This window comes from Flavobacterium filum DSM 17961 (assembly GCF_000425465.1).
GTDB classification, from domain to species: Bacteria; Bacteroidota; Bacteroidia; order Flavobacteriales; family Flavobacteriaceae; genus Flavobacterium; species Flavobacterium filum.
Window position 1 is genome coordinate 21557 of the sequence record NZ_AUDM01000016.1, and the last position, 18897, is coordinate 40453.

The 18897-nt window shown below is 33.3% G+C and carries 19 protein-coding genes; 6 read left to right on the plus strand and 13 right to left on the minus strand.

From position 1 onward, the window contains the following. Positions 1-15 precede the first annotated feature (15 nt). From H601_RS0110645 to H601_RS0110655, 3 genes are all read left to right on the plus strand, one after another. Positions 16-1500: an OmpP1/FadL family transporter gene (locus H601_RS0110645; protein WP_026711509.1), complete on the plus strand. Its 1485-nt coding sequence runs from the start codon at positions 16-18 to the stop codon at positions 1498-1500. 103 nt (positions 1501-1603) lie between these two features. Beyond that, positions 1604-2923: a 30S ribosomal protein S12 methylthiotransferase RimO gene (gene rimO / locus H601_RS0110650; protein ID WP_026711510.1), complete on the plus strand. Its 1320-nt coding sequence runs from the start codon at positions 1604-1606 to the stop codon at positions 2921-2923. A gap of 76 nt (positions 2924-2999) precedes the next feature. After that, positions 3000-3236, plus strand: coding sequence for an HP1242/YdcH family protein (locus tag H601_RS0110655; RefSeq protein WP_035655858.1), 237 nt, complete (start codon positions 3000-3002; stop codon positions 3234-3236). 56 nt (positions 3237-3292) lie between these two features. Here the strand turns inward: H601_RS0110655 and H601_RS0110660 are convergent, their stop codons facing one another. From H601_RS0110660 to H601_RS0110675, 4 genes are all read right to left on the minus strand, one after another. Then, a complete protein-coding gene (locus tag H601_RS0110660) occupies positions 3293-4834 on the minus strand; it encodes an acyl-CoA carboxylase subunit beta (protein ID WP_026711512.1) in 1542 nt (513 codons plus the stop codon). A gap of 2 nt (positions 4835-4836) precedes the next feature. Then, positions 4837-6279: an acetyl-CoA carboxylase biotin carboxylase subunit gene (gene accC, locus H601_RS0110665; protein WP_026711513.1), complete on the minus strand. Its 1443-nt coding sequence runs from the start codon at positions 6277-6279 to the stop codon at positions 4837-4839. 64 nt (positions 6280-6343) lie between these two features. Then, a complete protein-coding gene (locus H601_RS0110670; RefSeq protein ID WP_026711514.1) occupies positions 6344-6829 on the minus strand; it encodes an acyl-CoA carboxylase biotin carboxyl carrier protein subunit in 486 nt (161 codons plus the stop codon). A gap of 176 nt (positions 6830-7005) precedes the next feature. Continuing rightward, positions 7006-9201: a B12-binding domain-containing radical SAM protein gene (locus H601_RS0110675; protein WP_026711515.1), complete on the minus strand. Its 2196-nt coding sequence runs from the start codon at positions 9199-9201 to the stop codon at positions 7006-7008. 116 nt (positions 9202-9317) lie between these two features. On the opposite strand from H601_RS0110675, the gene bshC reads away from it, so the two are divergent. After that, the gene (gene bshC / locus H601_RS0110680; protein WP_026711516.1) at positions 9318-10910 is read left to right on the plus strand and encodes a bacillithiol biosynthesis cysteine-adding enzyme BshC; all 1593 of its coding nucleotides are present in this window, start codon (positions 9318-9320) and stop codon (positions 10908-10910) included. 244 nt (positions 10911-11154) lie between these two features. Here the strand turns inward: bshC and H601_RS0110690 are convergent, their stop codons facing one another. Then, positions 11155-12366: a PDDEXK-like family protein gene (locus H601_RS0110690; protein ID WP_026711517.1), complete on the minus strand. Its 1212-nt coding sequence runs from the start codon at positions 12364-12366 to the stop codon at positions 11155-11157. Between the two features lie 638 nt (positions 12367-13004). On the opposite strand from H601_RS0110690, the gene H601_RS0110695 reads away from it, so the two are divergent. Then, positions 13005-13424 (plus strand): nucleoside-diphosphate kinase, encoded by a 420-nt coding sequence (locus tag H601_RS0110695; RefSeq protein WP_026711518.1) that lies wholly within the window; start codon positions 13005-13007, stop codon positions 13422-13424. A gap of 155 nt (positions 13425-13579) precedes the next feature. Here H601_RS0110695 and H601_RS0110700 read toward each other — a convergent pair whose 3' ends face one another. Both H601_RS0110700 and H601_RS0110705 read right to left on the minus strand, forming a co-directional pair. Continuing rightward, entirely contained in the window at positions 13580-13876 is a 297-nt protein-coding gene (locus H601_RS0110700) for a DciA family protein (protein ID WP_026711519.1), read from the minus strand. Then, the gene (locus tag H601_RS0110705) at positions 13876-14295 is read right to left on the minus strand and encodes a hypothetical protein (RefSeq protein ID WP_026711520.1); all 420 of its coding nucleotides are present in this window, start codon (positions 14293-14295) and stop codon (positions 13876-13878) included. Before H601_RS0110705 ends, H601_RS0110700 begins: the two co-directional genes overlap by 1 nt. A 109-nt stretch (positions 14296-14404) precedes the next feature. Between H601_RS0110705 and H601_RS0110710 the strand changes: the two genes are divergently transcribed. Further along, the gene (locus H601_RS0110710; RefSeq protein WP_026711521.1) at positions 14405-15472 is read left to right on the plus strand and encodes a serine hydrolase domain-containing protein; all 1068 of its coding nucleotides are present in this window, start codon (positions 14405-14407) and stop codon (positions 15470-15472) included. Here H601_RS0110710 and H601_RS15600 read toward each other — a convergent pair. The 6 genes from H601_RS15600 to H601_RS0110740 all read right to left on the minus strand — a co-directional run bounded on the left by H601_RS15600 (position 15465) and on the right by H601_RS0110740 (position 18736). Next, complete coding sequence (locus H601_RS15600; protein ID WP_035655861.1) at positions 15465-15761, minus strand: hypothetical protein; 297 nt, start codon at positions 15759-15761, stop codon at positions 15465-15467. The two genes, H601_RS0110710 and H601_RS15600, sit on opposite strands and share 8 nt — an antisense overlap. Then, positions 15761-16714: a signal recognition particle-docking protein FtsY gene (ftsY, locus tag H601_RS0110720; protein ID WP_026711522.1), complete on the minus strand. Its 954-nt coding sequence runs from the start codon at positions 16712-16714 to the stop codon at positions 15761-15763. Before ftsY ends, H601_RS15600 begins: the two co-directional genes overlap by 1 nt. A gap of 94 nt (positions 16715-16808) precedes the next feature. Beyond that, on the minus strand, positions 16809-16961 hold the full coding sequence (locus H601_RS16375) for a DUF4295 domain-containing protein (protein ID WP_084139973.1): 153 nt from the start codon (positions 16959-16961) through the stop codon (positions 16809-16811). Between the two features lie 8 nt (positions 16962-16969). Then, positions 16970-17152 carry a 50S ribosomal protein L33 gene (rpmG, locus tag H601_RS0110730; RefSeq protein ID WP_008253902.1) on the minus strand — a complete coding sequence of 61 codons (183 nt, stop codon included), beginning with the start codon at positions 17150-17152 and terminating at the stop codon, positions 16970-16972. Positions 17153-17177: 25 nt separating this feature from the next. Further along, positions 17178-17414 (minus strand): 50S ribosomal protein L28, encoded by a 237-nt coding sequence (gene rpmB, locus H601_RS0110735; protein WP_026711523.1) that lies wholly within the window; start codon positions 17412-17414, stop codon positions 17178-17180. A gap of 74 nt (positions 17415-17488) precedes the next feature. Further along, positions 17489-18736, minus strand: a complete 1248-nt coding sequence (locus tag H601_RS0110740; protein WP_026711524.1) for a CinA family nicotinamide mononucleotide deamidase-related protein — start codon at positions 18734-18736, stop codon at positions 17489-17491. Positions 18737-18897: the final 161 nt, after the last annotated feature.

Consider the following 18897-nt stretch of genomic DNA (forward strand, 5'->3'; position numbering starts at 1 on the left):
CACAAAAATAAGAGTATGAAAAAGATAACATTTACAACTATTTTATTGTTGTCAAGCATTATGTATGCTCAAGATATACAAGATGCAATTCGATATAGCCAAGAAAATTTAAATGGAACAGCACGATTCAATGCTATGGGAGGTGCGTTTGGAGCTTTAGGTGGTGATTTATCCTCAATTGCAATTAACCCTGCAGGTTCTGCAATTTTTATGAACAGTCAAGTTGGATTGTCGTTAAACAACAATAATTTTAATAATAGAACCAACTATTTTGGCTCCAAAAACAGAGAAAGTGAAAATGCATTCGATTTTAATCAAATAAGTGGTGTTTGGGTTTTAAAAGATGAATCCGGTAATCCAACTTGGAAAAAAATTGCGTTTGCGTTGACGTATGAAAATAAAAACAATTTTAACAATGCAATTTTTTCATCTGGAACAAATCCGAATACTTCAATTGATCGTTACTTTTTAAATTATGCAAATGGAATACCGCTTGGCACAATTACTAGCAATTCATTTGGCTCATTAAATTATGCAGAACAACAAGCTTTTCTCGGGTATGAAGGGTATGTGATTAGTCCATTAACCTCATCTTCTTCCAATACATCCTACCTTTCAGAAGTGCCTGAAGGGGGAAATTATTATCAGGAAAACTATGTAATAACTGAAGGTTTTAATGGAAAGGTAGGGTTTAATGCTGCGGCTCAGTATGATGACAAATTATACATCGGAATTAATTTAAATGCTCATTTTGTAGATTTCACAAGAAGTAGCAGTTTCTTTGAGTCTAATTCAAATGATACTCAAAACGGTGTGCAACAGTTGCGTTTTGACAATTATTTATATACGTATGGTACAGGTTTTTCATTTCAATTAGGAGCAATTTACAAAGTAACTCAATCTTTACGTCTAGGTGCCGCTTATGAATCACCAACATGGTTGTCTTTAAATGATGAGTTTTCTCAACGACTTCAAGTGGTAAATAGATTTGACGGAGAAACTTTTAATGATAATATTGATCCAAATATTATATCTATATATCCTACTTATAGATTACAAACTCCCGGAAAAGTATCAGCAAGTATCGCTTATGTTTTTCAAAAAAGAGGTTTGATTAGTTTTGATTATTCATTTAAAGACTATAGTTCTATAAAATTCAGACCGGAAAATGAATTTAGAATTGTAAATGATCAGATGAGTAATTTACTCACAACTGCCAATGAATTTCGATTGGGGGCTGAATATAAAATAAAAGAATGGAGTCTGAGAGGTGGCTATCGTTTTGAAGAAAGTCCGTATAAAGATTCCAAAACTATTGGTGATTTAACAGCATATTCAGCCGGAATTGGGTATAATTTTGGGAGTACCAAATTAGATTTATCATATAGCTTATCCCAACGAAAAAGTAGAGAAGGTTTTTTTACAACCGGATTAACATCACCTTCACTTATCACAACAAGACAGAATGCTGTTACTGCTACCCTTCTATTTGAATTATAGAAAAAAATAACATAAATGTAAACCATTCGCAAAAACGAATGGTTTTTTTATGTATTTGAATATTAATACCTAATTTTGCACTCCTAAAATTCGGAATAAAGCTATGAGAACCAAATCAATTAAAAAAAATAAAATCAATGTTATCACTCTTGGATGTTCCAAAAATGTGTATGATAGTGAAGTGTTAATGGGACAACTAAAAGCCAGTGGTAAAGATGTTGTGCATGAACAAGAGGGTAATATTGTAGTGATTAATACGTGTGGTTTTATTGATAATGCAAAGGAAGAATCGGTTAATACCATTTTAGAGTATGTAAATCGAAAAGAAAACGGACTTGTAGATAAAGTATTTGTAACAGGATGTTTGTCTGAACGTTACAAACCCGATTTGCAGAAAGAAATTCCAAATGTTGATCAATACTTCGGAACAACGGAACTTCCACAATTATTAAAGGTTTTAGGAGCAGATTATAAACATGAATTATTAGGTGAACGCCTTACTACTACTCCAAAAAATTACGCCTATTTAAAAATTGCAGAAGGATGTGACCGACCATGTAGTTTTTGTGCTATTCCATTGATGAGAGGAAAACACGTTTCGCAACCCATCGAAAAATTAGTAAAAGAAGCTCAAGGTTTAGCTGCTAAAGGTGTAAAAGAATTAATATTAATTGCTCAAGATTTAACCTATTACGGTTTAGATTTATACAAAAAAAGAAATTTAGCAGAGCTTTTAGAAAACTTAGTTAAAATTGAAGGAATTGAATGGATTCGTCTGCACTACGCCTTCCCTACCGGATTTCCGATGGATGTGTTGGAATTGATGAAAAATGAACCAAAAATTTGTAATTATATTGATATTCCTTTACAGCATATCTCAGATAACATTCTGAAATCGATGCGAAGAGGTACTACTCAAGAAAAAACAACTAACCTTTTAAAAGAATTTAGAAAAGCAGTTCCGGGTATAGCAATTCGAACTACTTTAATTGTTGGATATCCCGGTGAAACCGAGGAAGATTTTCAAATTTTAAAAAATTGGGTAGAAGAAATGCGTTTTGAACGTTTAGGATGTTTTGCCTATTCGCATGAAGAAAATACGCACGCCTATCTTTTAGAAGACAACGTACCGGATGAAGTAAAGCAACAACGAGTAGCCGATATCATGGATATTCAAGCACAAATTTCTTGGGATTTGAATCAAGAAAAAATTGGTAAAACTTTTAAATGTATTATTGATAGAAAAGAAGGGCCTTATTTTATTGGTAGAACCGAATTTGATAGTCCGGATGTAGATAATGAAGTCTTGATTGATGCTGCTCAATATTATTTAAAAACAGGTGATTTTGTTGAGATTACAATTTCTGATGCTACAGAATTTGATTTGTATGGAGTTCCATTGGATGTAAAAGCTATAAAATAATATAGATGTGACATTTGTCATATTTTATTTTTATAAGATGTTTTACCTTAGTTACATAAAATAAAACATCTCAATCATGATTACTAAACATCCATTACTTACTGAATTTCCGGAATTTGCCGAAAAAATCAAAGATTTATATCATCACAATGAAGAATTTCAAGTTTTAATGAGTTCTTATAATTCGCTAGATAATGAAATTTTTGAAATTGAAAAAGGAGAAATCCCACTCAATGATGATGAATTAACCCATAAACGAAAAGATCGCGTTTTTTTGAAAGATGAGATTTATAGTTTTCTTCAAAAAAACTAAAAAAAGTCAGGAAGATTAGATTTCTTCCTGACTTTTTTTAAAATAAAATATACTGGTTACAATGGAATATTTCCGTGCTTTCTTTTCGGCAATTCCACTTCTTTGTGTTCCAACATACTAAAGGCTTTTAGCAGTTTTTTACGGGTTTCGTTGGGCACAATTACCTCATCGATAAATCCACGCTGTGCAGCTCGATAAGGAGTTGCGAATTTTTCGGCATATTCAGTTTCTTTTTCAATCAATTTTGCCGCTGGGTCTTCAGCTTCTGCAATTTCTTTTTTGAAAATGATTTCACTCGCTCCTTTCGCTCCCATTACAGCAATTTCAGCTGTTGGCCAAGCAAAATTCATATCGGCACCAATGTGTTTGGAATTCATTACATCATACGCACCTCCGTATGCTTTTCGTGTGATTACGGTTACTCTTGGCACGGTGGCTTCGCTTAAAGCATATAATAATTTAGCTCCGTGACGAATGATTCCCGTCCATTCCTGATCTGTTCCCGGTAAAAATCCTGGTACATCTACTAAAACTAAAAGAGGAATATTAAAACAATCGCAAAAACGTGTAAATCTAGCAGCTTTTACTGAACTATTTACATCCAAAACACCTGCTAAATATAACGGTTGATTCGCCACAATCCCGATACTTCGTCCTCCTAAGCGTGCAAAACCTACAATAATATTTTCGGCATAGTCTTTATGAATTTCAAAAAAAGATTCTTCATCAATAATTCCCTGAATCACCTCATGCATATCATACGGCTTGTTAGGATTATCAGGAATTATCGTCATTAATTGTTCACGTATTTCATCTTTCAATTCAAAAGGTACTTTTGGCGTTTTTTCTTTATTGCTTTGCGGAAGATAACTCAACAACTTTTTCACATCTTCTAAACATTCTACATCATTCGATGAAGTTGTATGTGCCACTCCCGATTTGGTAGAATGCGTACTCGCTCCACCTAATTCTTCCGAAGTAACCGTTTCATTTGTAACCGTTTTTACCACATTTGGACCGGTAACAAACATATAACTGGTATTTTCCACCATCATCGTAAAATCGGTCATGGCAGGAGAATACACTGCCCCACCCGCACAAGGACCCATAATTGCCGAAATTTGAGGAATAATTCCGCTTGATTTTACATTTCTATAAAAAATATCAGCATAACCACCAAGTGAACGAACTCCTTCTTGAATTCTGGCTCCACCGGAATCATTCAATCCAATCATCGGTGCACCGGTTTTGAGTGCCATGTCCATCACCTTACAAATTTTTTCTGCATGTGTTTCAGACAAAGCTCCTCCAAAAACAGTAAAATCCTGTGCAAAAACAAAAACTAATCTACCGTTAACAGTTCCATATCCGGTGATTACTCCATCTCCGTAAATTAATTCTTCTTGCATTCCGAAATCGGTGGTTCGGTGTGTGACCAAAGCATCAATTTCTTCAAACGAACCTTCATCCATTAAATAATTTACTCTTTCACGAGCCGTTAATTTTTTCTTGGCATGTTGGGTTTCAATTCTTTTTTTCCCTCCTCCAAGCTTTGCTTCAGCTAATTTATCTTGTAATACTTTTATCTTGTTTTCCATGCTTATTGAATTGGTAATCGAACAATTTTTTGATCTTCCAGATATTGCTTTAACGCAACCATAGCGGCAATTTCTGCTTCTTCATTGTGTTTTGATTTTAGCTTTTCGGCATCATAATACTTTTTGACAAAATGTGTATCAAAATTTCCCGAACGAAAAGCCTCGTGTTCACACACAAATTTTCCAAATGGCAACGTAGTTTGAACACCTTTTACTTTATAAGCATCAATCGCTTTGTTCATTAATTGAATTGCTTCCGAACGCGTTTTTCCATACGTAATTAACTTAGCCAACATTGGATCATAGTAAATCGGCACATCCATTCCTTGTTCAAAACCATTATCTACTCGAATTCCTTCGCCTTCAGGCAAAGTATATTCTTCTAAAAATCCAACACTCGGAAGAAAATCATTCAACGGATCTTCGGCATACACACGTAATTCTAATGCATGACCATTGATTTGCAAATCTTCCTGTTTAACCGATAAAACTTCTCCCTGAGCCACACGAATTTGCATTTCAACCAAATCCACACCGGTAATCATTTCCGTTACCGGATGTTCCACTTGCAAACGAGTATTCATTTCTAAAAAGTAGAAATTCAGGTTTTCATCCAACAGAAATTCAACTGTTCCGGCTCCAAGATAATCACATGATTTGGCTACTAGAACAGCTGCTTCGCCCATTTTTTTTCTTAATTCAGTAGATAAAACGGCAGATGGTGCTTCTTCCACCACTTTTTGATGACGACGTTGAATACTACATTCTCTTTCAAATAAATATAAAATATTGCCATGTTCATCTGCCATCACTTGAATTTCGATATGACGTGGAGAGGCTACGTATTTTTCGATAAAAACAGAACCATCGCCAAATGCAGATGTAGCTTCACTGATGGCACGATTCATTTGAGCTTCAAAATCAGCTTCTTTTTCCACCACTCGCATTCCTTTTCCACCTCCACCGGCAGATGCTTTGATTAAGATGGGAAATCCGATTTGTGTAGCTACTTGTTTTGCTTTTTCAACATCAGTTATCGCTTGGTCATACCCGGGAACCATTGGAATATTATAGGCTTTCACAGCATCTTTTGCTGCTAATTTACTTCCCATGATATGAATGGCTTTTGATTTTGGACCGATGAAAATGATGTTATTTTTCTCCGCTTCTTCAGCAAAAGCAGCATTTTCACTTAAAAATCCGTAACCGGGATGGATGGCATCCGCACCCAACGACTTGGCTACTTCAATGATTTTATTTCCCAATAAATAAGATTGATTAGAAGGTGATTCGCCTATCCAAACGGCTTCATCGGCAAATTTTACATGAGGAGCATTTCGGTCAATTGTGGAATAAACAGCTACAGTTTTAATTCCCATTTTCTGAGCGGTTTTCATCACTCGAATGGCAATTTCTCCTCGATTGGCAACTACTATTTTTGTTATTTTTTTTATCATTATTTTACTAATTTTTCATCTAGCTGAAGCTAGATGCTATTGATTTTTGACTCTATTCAAACTCAATCAACAATTGGCCTTTATCAACCGCATTTCCTTTAGAAACAGCAATCGACTTAATCACTCCATCACGAGGCGAAGCAAAACTGTTTTCCATTTTCATGGCTTCCAAAATGAGTAAGTTGTCGCCTTCTTTCACCTCTTGACCAACAGAAACATTGATTTCTAAAATCAATCCCGGCATCGGAGCTTTGATGGCATTGATTTGTTTGGTTTTACCCACTTCAAATCCCATTTCTTTGATTAAAATATCCAATTGATTGGCAATTTCAACGGTATAGGAATTGTGATTTACTTCAACTGTGTACGTTTTTTTGAGAAAATCAGCCGCTGTAATTTTTGCCAAAAAAGGTTTGTTCTGATGAAGTATGTGAAAGGAATCGGTAGATGTGTAAATGGCATCTAATTGGGCAATATCTTGTTCTGTTTTTTCAAAGTTTTCACTTTGGTTGACGGACAGTCTGTATTTTTGATTCATACATGTATTTTTGAATGTGGTAAAAATACATATTTATAACGTTTTCGTAAAGGTAAAAATGGAGAATTTCGCTAAATTGATATAGCAACATAGTAAATTTTAATCTACACAAAAAAAAACCATATAAGTCATATAAGTTTTTGAATTTAAAAACTTATAAGACTTACATGTTAAAATTACAAAACAAGTAATCCTTGACCTTTAAGAGATTTAAGTTGTTTGGAGTACCAAAACAATTCGAAATCATCAAATTGTTTTTCAAAATCTTGCTTAACTTGAGAAAAAGTCAATGTTTTGGTATTGGTTACCGAAATTTTATCCAATAATTCAATCCACCAAATTGCTTTTTCTTTTTCTAGAGAAATTTCAACTGTTTCAATTTTGGAATGAAAAGTCAATTTCATCATTTCCCACGATTGGCCTTTTTTAGATTTTGTAAATGATTCAGAGGAAGGCTTCCCTCCTATCCAAACTATTTTTGCAGATGGTTTTATGTGAAAATTATTTTCTTTTTCTAAACAAGAAAGAATATAATCCGGGGCAATTTTGGTTTTAGGAATTTTAAAATCGAACCACTCTTGCAACTCATAATCAAAGCAAATGCCATGCATATAATTAAAAAGTGATTTTTTCAATCCGTAGCTGAATTTATCATGATTGATGCCGGTTTTGTCGGTAAACTGAATATCGTTATTGGCAAAAGTAATTTCGTTTTGCTGCGGAATGACACCAAATTCTTCGGGAAACATACCCACCGGACTGTGAGCTGTCATGGCAAATTGATGCCAAAAACCCGATTGTAGAATTCCTAATTCAAATAATTGACGAACCATTTCTAAACTATCTACCGTTTCCTGAATGGTTTGCGTAGGATAGCCATACATCAAATAAGCGTGTACCATAATGCCGGATTCTGTCAAGTTACGGGTGACTTGTGCCACTTGTTCAATTGTTACTCCTTTTTTAATGAGTTCTAAAAGTCGGTCGGATGCCACTTCTAATCCACCGGAAACGGCAATGCAACCGGAAGCATTAAGTAGCTGACACAAATCAGCGGTAAAACTTTTTTCAAAGCGAATGTTTGTCCACCAACTGACAGTCAGTTTTCGTCGTAGAATTTCCAACGCAACTTCTTTCATCAAAGCCGGAGGAGCCGCTTCATCCACAAAATGGAATCCGTTTTCTCCTGTTTGATTAATAAGTTCCTCCATTCGATCGACCAATAATTTGGCGGCTATTGGTTCATACAATTTAATATAATCGAGTGAAATATCACAAAAAGTACATTTTCCCCAATAACAACCGTGGGCCATAGTGAGTTTATTCCAACGACCATCGCTCCATAGACTGTGCATTGGATTGGCAATTTCAATAACGGAAATGTACTTATCCAATTGCAAATCAGAATAATTGGGTGTGCCGACTTCGGATTGTTTGTAGTCCGGTTGGGTGGAATTGTTTTTGTAAACGACTTGATTGTTTTCGAGGAGGAAAGTACGTTTACATTGGTTGGAAGATATTCTTCCTTCGTCAAAATGACAAACTGCACGATGTAAAAGTTCAATGGGCAATTCTCCATCATCCAACGTGATAAAATCGAAAAATTCAAAGACGCGTTTATCCTTTAAATCACGTAATTCTGTGTTGGGAAAACCGCCTCCCATTGCTACTTTGATGTTGGAAAAATTGGTTTTGATTAATTGTGCACATCGAAAAGCACTGTACAAATTACCGGGAAACGGAACCGAGAAACAAACCAATTTAGGTTGAATTTCAGTAAGTTTTTGATTTAAAATGGAAAGCGTAATTTCATCAATATAGGTTGGTTTTTGATTCAATTGATGATATAATTCGTCAAAGGAATTGGCACTTCGCCCTAATCGTTCGGCATAACGACTGAATCCAAAATTTTCATCGACACACGCCACAATATAATCGGATAAATCTTCGAGGTATAGCGTAGCTAAATGTTTAGCTTTGTCTTGCATTCCCATAGTTCCAAACGCATAGTCCATATCATCCAACTGCTCAAAACGAGAAGCTTCAGGAAGAAAATTGCCGGAACAAATTTGACGAGCTAAGGTTGGATTCTTTCCTTGGAGAAAAGCAATTACAGTATCGATGGTTTGGATGTAATCGTTTTGTAAAGCAAATATTCTTTCTAGGTTGGGAGTTAGGAGTTGGGAGTTGGGAGTTTGGAAAATTCGCTCCAATCCTTTTTTTGAAAAAATTTCCAGAATCACTTCGATACCTAAATCCATCTGAAAAGAGGAAATATTTTTGGTGTTGAGAAAACCTTTCAAATAAGCTGTTGCCGGATACGGCGTATTCAGTTGGGTGAAAGGTGGTGTGATGAGCAATAAATCTTTCAAAGGAAAAAGCTTTTGGCAAAAGTAAGCTGAATTTTTTAATTTTCAATTTCCTAACCATTTGTTAAACACCTTTTCATTACTTTTATATTCTTTAATTTTACGAAAACTTTCAAACTATGCCAACCGACTGTATCAGCTATCAAGAATCCGGATATTTTACTTCGTTAATCAACGATTATCTGAATGAAAAACCGGAGTTGAAAGCATTGTATCATCGTTTTCCGAACTTGGAAAGTTTTAAATTACAGTTGGAGGAAAAAGGGAAAAATTTCAATGGCAATTTCAAAAGAGAAATTTTGGTTTCTGTTTTAGAAAAACAATACGAATCGATTGGAATTTCTAAAGAAACCAAGCAAAATATTCAAAATTTAATCAATCCAAAAACATTTACGATTACAACCGGACATCAATTGAATTTGTTTACCGGTCCGTTGTATTTTTTGTATAAAATTATTTCGACAATAAATTTGTGTAAGGAATTAAAAAATGAATTTCCTGAACACAATTTTGTACCCATTTATTGGATGGCAACTGAAGATCACGATTTTGAAGAAATCAATTATTTTACTTTTAAACATAAAAAAATCAGTTGGAATCGAGAAAGTTTTGGACCGGTTGGACGACTATCAACTGAAGGTTTAGAGGATGTTTTGGCTGTTTTTGAATCGGAAATTGGTTTGGGCAAGAATGCTGAAATGCTTAAAAATTTATTCAAAAAAGCGTACGTAGAACATTCTAATTTAGCTGATGCTACACGTTTTTTAGCGAATGAATTGTTTGCCAAAGAAGGTTTGGTGATTATTGATGGTGATGCTACTGATTTGAAAAAAATATTCGTTCCGTATATCAAAAATGAATTGCTACATCAAACGGCTTTTGCAAAAGTGAATGAAACCATTCCATTGTTGGAAAAGTATTCGGCACAAGTGAATCCGAGGGAAATTAATTTGTTTTACATTGAAGACAATTTACGTGAACGAATTGTTTTTAAAAACGGAAAATATGCCGTACTCAACACAAAACTGACTTTTTCGGAAGATGAAATAGTGAAAGAAGTAGAAAACCATCCGGAAAAATTTAGTCCAAACGTGTTATTGCGACCGTTATACCAAGAAGTTATTTTGCCAAATTTATGCTACATTGGCGGAGGCGGAGAATTGGCGTATTGGTTGGAATTGAAATCGTTTTTTGAATCTCAAAATGTGACTTTTCCGATTTTGTTACTTCGTAATTCGGTTTTGTTGGCTACTGAAAAACAAGCGGCAAAAGCAGATAAATTGCAATTAACTTGGCGAGATTTATTTATGAATCAGCAAGAATTATTTACTCAGAAAACGAAAATTCTTTCTGATTTTACAATTGATTTTACGGCTCAAAAAGAAGCATTGAAAAAACAATTTGAAGATTTGCATAAAATAGCTGTGGCAACAGACAAATCTTTTTTAGGAGCTGTAAAAGCTCAAGAAGCAAAACAAATCAAAGGGTTAGAAAATTTAGAAAAACGGTTGTTAAAAGCCGAAAAACGTGTTCACCAAGAACAATTAAACCGCATTATCGCATTGCAAAATGAATTATTTCCTAACCAAAGTTTACAGGAACGAAAAGTAAATTTTGCTGAATTTTATGTGGAATTTGGAGAAGTATTAATTGAAAAATTATTGACGGAATTGAAACCGTTGGAACAGGAATTTAAAGTGGTGGTTTTGTAGAAGATTTTAAATTTTATAACCACTTTTCATAAAGTTCTCTAGCCTTATTATGAGAATTCAACTTACCTTCTTCAGTATCTTTGAGTCCAAAATCAATGGATTTTTTTCTACGTCTGAAATTGAATTCCACCAATCGGAAGTTTCTTTCTTAATTCTATGATTTTTTTGATAAGAGAAGAATCTTCGATAGTAGATAACCATTGAATTAATTCAAGTTTTTGATTTAAAAGAGTTGTATCTGATTTCATGTCGAATAATTCTTTACTAATTCTAAAGTTTTATTGTAATTATGATTATTTGTAAGTATATAGTTTTTCATTTTTTCAGAAATCATTTGTTCAAAGACACCTTCACTATTTCTAATTTCTATTAAATAATCTATTACATTTAAATTAAGATTATCCTCTAGTTCCCAAATTACTGATAATTCTCCTGCTATAGATTTAGTATCCAACTGAACGTTTATTTGATTTGTTTTAATATTTTTAATCTCCTTATTTAAAGTAATTCCATAAGCAATTCCTCCATCCTTTATATTATACCTACAATAAAAGAAAGCATTTTTATCTCCGTATTTATGAATTAAAATATAGTTGTGTAGATTATGATAGTTTAAGTGTAACTCAACAACCCATTCAGTCAATTGCTCTTTAATTTTCTCATTACAGTTTTTCCAAAAATTTAAAACTATATGATTTTTAGCATATTCAAAATTTTCAACTATTAACTTTGACTCATTAAGGTTTTCAATTATAAGTTTAGTAATTTCCATTTTAATTTCTTTTGAAAATGATTGGTTTGTTAGGGTTTTAATTAGGTACAAATACTGATGTAGAGTTTCTCTTACGACTGGCTTGGTAGCCATTGCTTTTATGCACTTTTCTATCCAATTTTTTATTTCTATTTCGTAAGAAATACAGATAAAATCTTCACCATCGATTAATTCACTTCTTGAAGATTTATATGATGGTTTTTCACCTTTTAAGGTCAAATATAATAAAACTCCATTTTCATAATGATTTCTATATCTAACTAATTGTTTTTCTTGATCTAAGGCATAAATTTTATTTTCTATTACAATAAAGTTCTTGCCATCGTTTAATAAAATATCTACTCTTCCACCTTTGCTTTTATCTTCATTAATTTGACCAATACTTTTTTCGACATACAAGGTAGTTTTATGAATCAAGAATTCATTTAGAATCTTTTTCTTTTCATTATCATTTTTAACTTTATCTTTCAAAACATCAATAAATAATTTTAGAAAAATATCTTTCTGTCCATGTTTTGCCTTTTGATTTAATAGATTTCCAATAAACTTAGAATGAATTAGCTCCTTTGTTCTTAAACCTAAAACATCAAAAATATTAAAATGAGTTCCTGTTTGTTCAGCCATTTTTTCATGCTTACTTAGTATATTTTCGATTTGTTTTAATAAAACTAAAGATGTTGTCATATCTATTTGTAAATTATAATTATTTAAAAATCAAGATAGAAGAAATCCACCTTGATTTTTAAATAGTAAACTTATAATGCTGGTTGATGTCTATTTGTTGGACTTTTAGAACAAGAACTTGAAACCATATTAGAAATACTTGAATGCTTACTACCACAAAATTTACAAAAGTATTGTGATTTTTCACTTCCTTCATAAAGTGCATGTCTATTACCTTCAGGGTTTTTTGAACATGAACTAGAAGTTAAACCTGAAATACTAGATTTTTTTGTTCCACACCATTTACAATAAAAAATTGACATAAAATTTTTGTTTTTGTTACTGCTTACTCTGTTCGGTTTTCAGCTTTTCCCGTAATTAGATAATTTACATTTTATAAATATATCAAAAAATATAAATACTTTAAAATAATTTTATAATGATTTTTTTAATCCATAACTCCTTATATAGCTTCTTTCCAGGCTCAGATTGAAGTAGAAATCATCTTTGGTAAAGATTCTAACTTTAAAATGGAAAGAGGGAAAAAGTAAACTTTACGTAAACTAAAATCATGAAACCAAACAAAAAAACTTCAAACCTGAAACTTGAAACTTGAAACAAAAACATTACATTTGCACCCGAATAAAAAAATATAAAAAATGGCTACAAATAGAACATTTACCATGATTAAACCTGATGCGGTTGAAAAAGGACACATTGGAGGAATTTTAAATATGATTACAGAAGGTGGTTTCAAAATTGTTTCTTTGAAATTAACCCAATTAACGGTTGCGGATGCACAAAAATTTTATGCAGTACATTCAGCAAGACCATTCTTTGGTGAATTAGTTGAATTTATGACAAGAGGTCCAATTGTTGCAGCTATCTTAGAAAAAGATAATGCAGTAGAAGATTTCAGAAAATTAATTGGAGCTACTAATCCAGCGGAAGCTGCTGAAGGAACTATTCGTAAAAAATATGCCACTTCTATTGGTGAAAACGCAGTTCACGGTTCAGATTCAGATGAAAATGCTGCTATTGAAGGAGCGTTTCATTTCGCCGGAAGAGATATGTTTTAGTTAACTGTTGTCGGTTATCGGTTATCGGTTATCCGAAAAATAGAAAAAATCCCATTTCAAAACGAAGTGGGATTTTTTATTTTGATAACAAATGTTAGACAGATTTCAGACAACTGACAACACTCAACCGACAACAGATAACCGAGACAAGACAACTACCTCAACACCAACTCCCTCACCACTTCCTTCCGCAATTCATCATTCAACATGGTTATGATTTTTTGCTTTCCATAACTTAATTCTTCTCGCAAAACGGCTGAAGATAAAGTAACGTACAAAGTAGAACCTTTTAAGATTACTTCTTTTGTGTAGGTATTCACACCATTGCCCATCAACTCTTTCCATGCTTTTTCAACGTCAATTTTATCCATACCGGATTGTAGTTTATTGTTTTCAATAAACGCTTTCAACACTTCTGAAATCGGACTATCGTTGTGCAATCTTTTACTCATTATTGAATAGAAATTGGTTTGAAACGTTTGTAATGATATTCTATTTCTTGATCATTTTTAAGTACTAAAACACAATCTTTAATTTGTAGAATTTCTTCTTTCCACTTTGCATAATTTGTTTGATAGCTAATGTAAAAATGACCTAAACTATCCGCAACGACAATACTTTCAGTTTCATCATTCACTAAATATTTTCCGTCAAATTGAGGAGTAACTTTCTTTCTGAAACCGGTTTTTCCATTCCATTCAATATAATCTATCATTTCATTTATGGAATATTCTTTTTTTTGACCATCAGGCATTTGTACTTTAACAATTTCCCAATATCCATTTATTTTTGAAATGGATTCAGGAGAAACTTTTTCCTGACAAGAAATAAAAACCATTATCAAAAGAATGTAATAATAAAAATGTTTCATCGTTGTGAAAATAAAGTCTAAAATTACAATTAATTTAAAGGAATAAAAAGTAATTTTGATTAAACCTTTAGAAAATAATAAAGTCTTATTGTACATAAATTAAGTTGTCATGAAAAAATATTTCCCCCTTTTTTTGTTTGTAATTGTATTCTTTAATTGTTCATCTGATGAAAATACAACCGACGATTTACCAACTGAAACCATGTATTTTCCGCCGATTTCAGGAACAGCTTGGGAAACTAAAACTGTAAGTGAAATGGGTTGGAACGAAAGTCAAGTGCAACCTTTATTGGACTATTTAGAAGAAAAACACACAAAAGGATTTATTGTACTGGTAAATGGTAGAATTGTGATGGAAAACTATTTCAATGGTCACAATGCCAATTTACCTTGGTATTGGGCGAGTTCTGGCAAAACATTAACCACTGCTACAATCGGAATTGCACAACAAGAAGGTTTATTAAACATCAATAATAAAGTATCTGATTACTTAGGAACCGGTTGGACTTCTGCTCCTTTAGCAAAAGAAAATTTAATCACTAACAAGCATTTACTTTCAATGACATCCGGTTTAGATGATTCGTTTGGTGATGGAAACGAACCAAGCGATTTAGTTTATAAAGCGGATGCCGGTACGAGATGGGCCTATCACAATGTTTTTGAAAAATTACAAGATGTGATTGCCAATGCATCAAATCAAACGTTTGTTTCTTATTTCAATTCAAAATTAAAAACAAAAATTGGCATGACCGGTAATTGGATTGAAAGTGGTGAATTCAATGTTTATTGGAGTACCACTCGAAGTACAGCTCGTTTTGGTTTATTAGCATTAAACAAAGGAAAATGGCAAAATGAAGTGATTATTCCTGAAGCGTTTATGATGGAATCGATTTCACCATCTCAAACCATTAATAATTCCTACGGTTATTTATGGTGGTTAAATGGTAAAGCAAATTATCGTTTACCGCAAACACAATTACAGTTTTCCGGTAGCTTGATACCAAATGCTCCTGCCGATATGGTATGCGGATTAGGAAAGAATGACCAAAAAATTTATGTCATCCCAAGTAAAAAAATGGTAATTATTCGATTAGGTGAAGTGGCAGACGGTGAAAATTTTGCGTTGTCTGATTTTGATAATCAGTTATGGGCAAAAATTAATGCTGTGATTAATTAGTACCGTATTTTTCTTGAAGATAATACACTAAATCAACTTCGTAGTAGCGAATGATAATGATAAACAATGCTCCAAATAGAGCTAAAGCCCAATTGTATTTTTTAAAGAAAATAACATAAGCTGAAGAAATTCCCAATAATACAAATGGAACAGTTAGAATTGTGTTCGGAACAATCCACGCACCTCTAACGATTGCCAAAGATTTAAGTAACACAAAAAAAATGCAATAGAAAGAAACTATTTTGGTCAATGAAACCAAATATTTATTGAAAACTTTTGGTTGCTCCATTATTTAAAAAAAGAATCTACAAATTCATATTTATTGAATACTTGAAGGTCTTCAATTCCTTCGCCAACGCCAATATATTTTACCGGAATTTGAAATTGGTCAGAAATTCCAATTACCACACCACCTTTTGCAGTTCCGTCTAATTTGGTTACGGCTAAACAGGAAACTTCTGTGGCTGCAGTAAATTCCTTAGCTTGCTCAAAAGCATTTTGTCCGGTTGAACCGTCTAAAACCAACAATACATCGTGAGGTGCATCTCCAACTACTTTTTGCATGACGCGTTTCACTTTAGTAAGCTCGTTCATTAAGTTCACTTTATTGTGTAAACGACCAGCTGTATCAATAATTACGACATCCGCACCTTGCGTAACAGCACTTTGCAACGTATCAAAAGCTACAGATGCCGGATCGCTACCCATTTGTTGTTTTACAATAGAAACGCCTACTCTATCCGCCCAAATTTGTAATTGATCAATTGCGGCAGCTCTAAACGTATCAGCTGCTCCAAGCACCACTTTGTGACCCGCTTTTTTAAATTGATACGCTAATTTACCAATGGTTGTAGTTTTACCCACTCCATTTACCCCAACTACCATAATTACATATGGCTTTTTATTGGTTGGAACTTCAAATTCTGTTGCTTCACCTGTGTTGGTTTCCGATAAAAGTCCTGCAATTTCCTCACGAAGAATTTTATTTAATTCTTCTGTTCCTAAATATTTGTCTTTAGCTACACGGTCTTCTATTCGATCAATAATTTTTAAAGTGGTTTTTACGCCAACATCAGACGAAACTAATACTTCTTCTAAATTATCTAATACCTCTTCATCAACCGTTGATTTTCCGGCAACAGCTTTTGTTAATTTAGAGAAAAATGAAGTTTTAGTTTGCTCTAAGCCTTTGTCTAACGTTTCTTTTTTTTCTGAGGAAAATATGCGTTTAAAAAAGTTCATTCTTTTTGAATTAAATCGTCAATTGTGGCACAAATATAAAAATAAAAAAGCTACTCTCAGAGAAAGTAGCTTAAGTATAATACGATTAAAGTAATTATTTCTTATTTAAGAAAGAATCAACTTCTTCTGGATTCATAACAGATTCAACAAAAGTATAAGCTCCGGTTTTTGGAGATTTTACCATTTTAATGGCTTTAGTTAATCTTTTTGAAGCTGTCTGTAACGTTGCTACGGTTTTCTTTGCCATTTCTTATCTTATTTAATTTCTTTATGAACAGTTACTCTCTTCAAAATTGGATTAAATTTTTTAATCTCTAATCTATCTGGAGTATTTTTTTTGTTTTTTGTTGTAATATAACGAGAAGTTCCAGGAACACCAGATGTTTTGTGCTCTGTACATTCTAAAATTACTTGAATTCTATTACCTTTCTTTGCCATTGTAATGTATATTTAGAAGGTTAAATTACGAAATAAATCCGTTAGCTTTTGCATCTTTCAATACAGCCGCCAAACCTTTTTTGTTAATTGTTTTAATTGTAGAAGCAGCTACTCTCAACGTAATCCATCTATCTTCTTCAGCTAAATAGAAACGTTTTTTCACTAAGTTCACAGAAAACTTTCTTTTCGTTTTGTTCATCGCGTGAGAAACATTGTTTCCAACCATCGCTCTTTTACCTGTAAGGTCACAAACTCTTGACATTATGCTTATCTTTTATCGTTATTCAAAATCAGGGTGCAAAGAAACAAAAAAGGAATCTATTACACAAACAAATTTTAGTAGTTTTTTAAAATTTCTTTTAAAAGTAGCTCAAGCCCTTTGTTTACTGCTCTATCAATCACTTTTTGTCGGGGTTGACCAAAATTAAAAGCTTCTGAAAAAACTCCATTTGGTGTTGCAATTGCGATACAAACCACTCCTAAATCGGCCTCGGCATCACCTTTTGATGGGCCGGCGTTACCAGTTGTAGCAATGGTAAAATCAGCTTTTATTAATTTTTGAACACCAATGGCCATTTCTTCCGCAACTGATTGACTCACTACTGAAAAAGCTTCAATAGTTTCGGGTTTTACTCCAAGTATTTCAATTTTGGTGTCGGTTGCATAGGAAACCACGCTCCCTCTAAAATATGCTGAAGATCCTGCTACCGATGTAAGAATTTCGGCAATTTTTCCTCCGGTACAACTTTCTGCAGTGGCTAATGTGAAATCTTTTTCTTTTAATAATTTTCCTAAAACCACTTCAATTGGTTCATCTTCTTCAAATCCAACAATGATATCACTGATAATTTCGGTTAAACTGCTTACTAATTGTTGAATTGTGTTGTGCAAAACCTGCTCTTCTTTTCCTCTGGCAGTTAACCGCAAACGTACTCGACCCGGACTAGGCAAATAAGCTAATTTTACAAACTCAGGAAGATTATTTTCCCATTCTTCAATGCGTTGAGCTACGATACTTTCTCCTTGACCATACGTTAGAATGGTTTTGTGAAGAATATACGGTCGCTCATATTCTTTGACAATTTTAGGAATAAGTTGATTGGCAACAATTGCTTTCATTTCATAAGGCACACCCGGTAGGGAAACATAAACAGTATTTTCTTTTTGCATCCACATTCCCGGTGCAGTTCCAAACTGATTGTGAAGCACTATGGCTTTAGAAGGCACTAAAGCTTGGTCTTTATTAACTTGAGATACCGTAAAATTGAGTTTTGTAAACAACGCTTCAATGTGTTTTTCTACCGCTTCATTTCGAACTAAAACATCATTAAAATAGTCGCAAAAAGTAATTTTTGTTATATCGTCTTTTGTAGGTCCGAGTCCACCGGTGATAAGCACAAAATCAACTTTGTTTTGTACTTTGGCAAAGGTGTCTAAAATATGCTTTTTGTCATCACTAATGGAAATCATTTCATGGACTTGAATTCCGATTTTTTCCAATTCTTTGGCTATAAAACCGGAATTAGTATCGGTAATTTGTCCGATAAGAATTTCGTCGCCAATAGTGATGATGGTTGCTTTCATTCTTTTGAGTTGTTGAGTGACTGAGTTGCTGAGATTTTTATTTTGCTAAATCACTCAGCTACTTAGTAACTCAGTGTCTCAGCTACTCCTTTAGCCCGGATAGAAGCGGAAAGCCCGCAGGAATTAAAACTTTTTTTTCTTCACTTTTTGGGGCGACCAAA